This window comes from Nocardia miyunensis NBRC 108239 (assembly GCF_001613065.1).
In the GTDB taxonomy this organism is placed as follows: domain Bacteria; phylum Actinomycetota; class Actinomycetes; order Mycobacteriales; family Mycobacteriaceae; genus Nocardia; species Nocardia miyunensis.
Window position 1 is genome coordinate 1 of sequence record NZ_BDBQ01000032.1, and the last position, 5485, is coordinate 5485.

Consider the following 5485-nt stretch of genomic DNA (forward strand, 5'->3'; position numbering starts at 1 on the left):
AGTCCAGAATCGACCCGGGCCGCGACCTCGGAGCCGGCGTTGTCAGGGGTGGGCGAACCAGGTGATCCGAGGTCGACGTCACCGCGAGCGGGTGAGCCGGGTGACCGCGGGCCGGCGTTGCCCAAAGCGGTCGAATCGGTTGAGCGCCCGGGGATTCGATCGCGTTCTCGAGTCATCGGATGGTTGCTCCCTCCGTGGTACCGGCGGCGCGGGACCAGGCATCGGTCACGGTGATGGCGTCCAGGGACGCGCGTACATCGTGGACCCGCACGCCCCAGGCGCCGTGTTCCGCGGCCAGCGCGGAAATGGTGGCGGTCGCGACCTCACGGCCGTCGGGGGGACGCGGGTCGTCGCCCTCGGCCAGCAGCGAACCGAGGAAACGCTTGCGGGAGGCCCCGATCAGGATCGGCAGACCGGCGGCGGCATAGCGCGGCAGGGCGGCCAGCAGGGCCCAGTTGTGTGCGGCGTTCTTCGCGAAACCCAGTCCGGGATCCAGCACCAGGCGATCGGTGTCCACCCCGGCGGCCACCGCGAGATCCACCTGGGCGCGCAACTCGTCCCAGACCTCGGCGACCACGTCGTCGTAGTGATCGGCCGGGCCGATGTGCCGGTAGTCCGCGTCGGCACGCCAGTGCATCAGGATCCACGGCACACCCGCCGCCGCGACCACCTTCGCCATATCCGGATCCGCGCGCCCGCCCGAGACGTCGTTGACGATCCACACCCCCGCCTCGATCGCGGCCTCGGCGACCCGCGCGCGCATGGTGTCCACACTCGTGGGCACACCCGCCGCGGTCAGCTCCCGGATCACCGGCGCCACCCGCGCGGCCTCGGCCGCGGGATCGACGCGCGTCGCGCCGGGCCGGGTGGACTCACCGCCCACATCGATGATGTCCGCGCCCATCGCGTGCAGGGCCAAACCGTGCGCCACCGCCAGGCTCGGATCCAGATAGCGTCCACCGTCGGAGAACGAATCGCTCGTGACGTTGACGACGCCCATCACCACACACGATCGCCCGTCCCGCGGAAGGACGGCACGTAGGGTGCCCCGGTCCTGTGTCACGCCCCGAGCGGGCTCGCGATGTGTGGCCAAGGCGCTCACTTCCGGAGTATCAGATCCAGGGCTTCGGCACGCGAGCTGGCGCTGGTCTGCAGCAGCCCGCGTACCGCCGAGGTGGTGGTGCTGGCGCCGGGCTTGCGGATACCGCGCATCGCCATGCACAGATGCTCGGCCTCGACCACCACGATCGCGCCGCGCGGATCCAGCTTGCGCATCACCGCGTCCGCGATCTGACTGGTGAGCCGCTCCTGCACCTGCGGGCGCTTGGCGTACAGATCCACCAGGCGAGCCAGCTTCGACAGCCCGGTGACCCGCCCGTGCGGGCCCGGGATGTAGCCGACGTGCGCGACACCGTGAAAGGAGACCAGGTGATGTTCACAGGTCGAATACATCGGAATGTCGCGCACCAGAACCAATTCCTGATGCCCCTCGTCGAACGTGGTGTTCAGCACCGAGTCCGGCTCGGTGTACAGACCCGCGAACATCTCGCGGTAGGCCCGTGCGACCCGGGCCGGGGTATCGAGCAGCCCGGGACGATCGGGGTCCTCCCCGACCGCGACCAACAACTCCCGCACCGCGGCCTCGGCCCGATCCTGATCGAAAACACGTCCGGTGTCGATCGCGACCGGTTCGGTAGTTACACCGGGGAACCCATTGTTATCGACCGACACTCGAGGACACCTCCACAAAATCTTCGGGTACCGGGCAAACTTCCGGTACCCCGACCGTCGAGCCTAACCACCACCGGTCAGTTCCGGCCGTTCGGTCCGTCCCATTCGCCGCCCTCGCCCTCACGAGGCACGGCGTATCCGGCATCCTCCGGCTCGGCCTGCTGATGCTGCGGCCGTCCGTAACGCTGCCCGCCCGCGGCCGCCCAGCCGCCGCGGTTCTGCTCACCGCCGTACCCCTGCTGCTGCGGGGTCTCTTCCTGCGGCGGCCAGCCCGGAGCCGACCAACCCGCCGGAGCGCCGTAATCGGGCCGCGAGCCGTGCGTGCCGCCCTGGTTCGGATACGCGGGCGGCGGACCCTGATATCCGGGCTGCGGGCTCTGGTACCCGGGCTGCGGCGCGGGATAACCCGGCTGCTGATCGCGGTACGCCTCCTGCGGATATCCGTTGGCCGGAACCGGCTGCGGCGCGGCGGCCGGCAGCGACTCGTCCGGCCACGGCTCGCCGCGCTCGGCGGCCAGCTCACGCGGGGTCTTCACCGGCGGACGATCCGACGGGACACGCTCGCCGAAATCGTTGAACGCGGTGATCCGCGGACGCTTGACGACGGTGTCGAGCACCTGCTCGAGTTCCTTGCGATGCAGCGTCTCCCGCTCGAGCAGGGCGGTGGCCAGCGAGTCCAGTTCGTCGCGGTACTCGTTGAGGATCGCCCACGCCTCGGTGTGCGCGGCCTCGATGAGGTTGCGCACCTCCTCGTCGATCTCGCGGGCGACCTCGTGCGAGTAGTCCGAATTCGTTCCCATGGACCGGCCCAGGAACGGATCGCCCTGCTCCTGCCCATACCGCACCGCGCCCAGCCGCGCGCTCATGCCGTACTCGGTGACCATCGCGCGAGCGATCTTGGTCGCCTGATCGATATCCGAGGACGCGCCCGTGGTCGGCTCGTGGAACACCAGTTCCTCGGCCGCGCGACCGCCCATCGCCATCACCAGGCGGGCGATCATCTCCGAACGCGTCATCAGGCCCTTGTCGTCTTCGGGCACCGTCATCGCGTGGCCGCCGGTGCGGCCGCGGGCCAGAATGGTGACCTTGTAGACCGGCTCGATATCGGGCATCGCCCAGGCTGCCAGCGTGTGCCCGCCCTCGTGGTACGCGGTGATCTTCTTCTCGTGCTCGCTGATGATGCGGCTCTTGCGGCGCGGGCCGCCGATGACGCGGTCCACCGACTCCTCGAGCGACGGTCCGGTGATGACGTTCCCGTGCTCACGCGCGGTGAGCAGCGCGGCCTCGTTGATCACATTGGCCAGATCCGCGCCGGACATGCCGACGGTGCGCTTGGCCAGACCGTCCAGGTCGGCGTCGGACGCGATCGGCTTGCCCTGCGAGTGCACCCGCAGAATCGCGCGACGACCGGCCAGATCCGGATTGCTGACCGGGATCTGCCGATCGAATCGGCCCGGCCGCAGCAGCGCCGGGTCCAGGATGTCGGGCCGGTTGGTGGCCGCGATGATGATGACGCCGGTGCGATCGCCGAAACCGTCCATCTCGACCAGCAGCTGATTCAGCGTCTGCTCGCGCTCGTCGTGACCGCCGCCCAGGCCCGCGCCGCGCTGGCGCCCGACCGCGTCGATCTCGTCCACGAAGATGATGCAGGGGCTGTTCTGTTTGGCCTGGTCGAACAGGTCGCGCACGCGCGAGGCGCCGACGCCGACGAACATCTCGACGAAGTCCGAACCGGAGATGGTGAAGAACGGCACACCCGCCTCGCCCGCGACCGCGCGCGCCAGCAGCGTCTTACCGGTGCCGGGCGGGCCGTACAGCAGCACGCCCTTGGGAATCTTCGCGCCGAGGGCCTGGTAGCGGGCCGGATTCTGGAGGAAGTCCTTGATCTCGTAGAGCTCCTCGACCGCCTCGTCCGCCCCGGCCACATCGGTGAAGGTGGTCTTGGGCATGTCCTTGGACAGCTGTTTGGCCTTGGACTTGCCGAAGCCCATCATGCCGCCGCGACCACCGCCCTGCATGCGGGCCATCACGAAGACGAACACGATCAGCAACGCCACCATCGGCAACACGAACAGCAGCACCTGCGTGAGCCAGCTGTCCTGTTTGACCGTCGTGTTGAACGGCGCGCCCGAGGCCTGCACGTCCTTGAGGATCTGGGCGGACACCTCGCTGCCGCCCGGATACTTCGCGATGATCTGAGTCTGGTTACTGGTCGCGTCGTTGCCCTTGTTCAGGGTGATGCGCAGCTGCTGCTCTTTGTCATCGATCTGGACCTGATGGACGTTGGACTTGTCGGCGAGTTGGGTGAGCGCCACCGATGTGTCGACGTTCTTCCAGCCGCGCGTGTCGTTGCTGAAATAGCTGACCAGATAGATCACGAGCAGGATGCCCGCGACAATGGCCAGGTTGCGGAACACTGTCTTGCGGTTCATAGAGCGTCGGCCGGCGGGCCAGTCCTTTCCGGTGATTCCGGTATGTGCCTACGATGCGTCGCGCGGCATCCGCGCCACCAATCCGCCCCGGTCGGAGCGAACGGATGCGGACACGCCACGTTACCGCGTACGGTCTAACCGATACATCGCGCAGTTCGGCAGCTAATGCAGTTCAACAGGTAAACGGTCGGAGAACGAAACTGGTTCCCCGGCCCGCACTCGGGCAGACACCCCGCGGCGTCTGCCCAAGCAGACACAATCATGGCATGCACCACCTATTGTGAGCGACAACACAGAGCGCAGGGGGTATGGACATAGTCGAGCTACGGACACCCACAGCGATACTGCGCCACGGCGCCGGGCGGCTTCAGGTCCTGCGACCGGGTGCCGAAGGCGAGCGCGTGCTCGATGTTCCGGTCTCCGACCTGCTCAAGGTCCGGCTCAACCGGCGTGTCGACGACGCGGTCGTCATCGAGATCTACCTCCGGTATCCCAGCCCGGTCCTGACCGGTGTGCCCGCCGACCGCACCCCGCTGCCGGTACTCATCGCCGAGCACGACCTGCCGACCGCCACCGTGATCGTGGAGCGGATCAACAATCAGATCTTGGAGACCCAGCGCATCGACATGTCGGTGCCCGATCTCACACCTCCGGCTCCGGCGTGGGGCCGGTCCGGCCCGACACGCGCCGATGTGGACCGCGCGGTCCGTCGGATGGCGCCCCGCCGCGAGGCCAGGACGGCGATCGGCACGTTGCACCAGATGGTCGGCCCCGACGAGTTCGCGCTGGAGACGGCGGTGGCCGCCGCGACCCCGCCCGCCGGACGCGGGCGCGGACTGCTCGCGGTCACGACCGAGCGGCTGCTGTTCCTTTCCGTCGGTTCGGGCGACCGCTACGCCTACGAGGTGCCGGTCTCGGGCCTGCTCTCGGCGCGGCAGGTGGACGAGCAGCCCGCCGAGGACGGTGGCGACCCCTCCACCGAATTCGGCATGTCCGTCTACGACGGCAGTCGGACCATGTACTTCACCGGCACGGACCGGGCCGACACCGATCGCGTCGTCGGCGCGCTCAACTTCGCCATCCAGCGCGAATCGGCGGACGGCGCGGTCGCCCCGCCCGATCCCGGTGTGTCGCAGCTGTATTCGGAGTGGGAGCTGCTGGTGGAGCGGCATTCCCTCGGAATGGTCGACGATTCGCAGTTCCAGCGTTACGGGCGCGGCATCCTGCGCTCCCTGCCGGATTGATCGGCTGTATTTTTGGCCTCCGCTCCGCTCCGGCGTGTTTTTTGGCGCCCTGGGGCTCGCGCCGAAAAACCTTGGGGT

Annotated in this window: 4 protein-coding genes; 1 reads left to right on the forward strand and 3 read right to left on the reverse strand. The window is 68.5% G+C overall.

All coding sequences use genetic code 11. The features are described 5' to 3' along the window. Window positions 1-172: 172 nt before the first annotated feature. From folP to ftsH, 3 genes are all read right to left on the reverse strand, one after another. Window positions 173-1000, reverse strand: coding sequence for a dihydropteroate synthase (gene folP, locus NM2_RS13440; protein ID WP_067668338.1), 828 nt, complete (start codon window positions 998-1000; stop codon window positions 173-175). Between the two features lie 98 nt (window positions 1001-1098). Further along, window positions 1099-1731, reverse strand: a complete 633-nt coding sequence (gene folE, locus NM2_RS13445; RefSeq protein ID WP_067668332.1) for a GTP cyclohydrolase I FolE — start codon at window positions 1729-1731, stop codon at window positions 1099-1101. Window positions 1732-1808: 77 nt separating this feature from the next. After that, window positions 1809-4163, reverse strand: coding sequence for an ATP-dependent zinc metalloprotease FtsH (gene ftsH, locus NM2_RS13450; RefSeq protein ID WP_067668334.1), 2355 nt, complete (start codon window positions 4161-4163; stop codon window positions 1809-1811). A gap of 401 nt (window positions 4164-4564) precedes the next feature. On the opposite strand from ftsH, the gene NM2_RS13455 reads away from it, so the two are divergent. After that, a complete protein-coding gene (locus NM2_RS13455; RefSeq protein WP_245718009.1) occupies window positions 4565-5407 on the forward strand; it encodes a hypothetical protein in 843 nt (280 codons plus the stop codon). Window positions 5408-5485: the final 78 nt, after the last annotated feature.

Coding starts and splice junctions, on each gene's coding strand:
- folP (WP_067668338.1), bottom strand. CDS start 1,000: ATGGGCGTCGTCAACGTCACGAGCGATTCGTTCTCCGACGGTGGACGC.
- ftsH (WP_067668334.1), bottom strand. CDS start 4,163: ATGAACCGCAAGACAGTGTTCCGCAACCTGGCCATTGTCGCGGGCATC.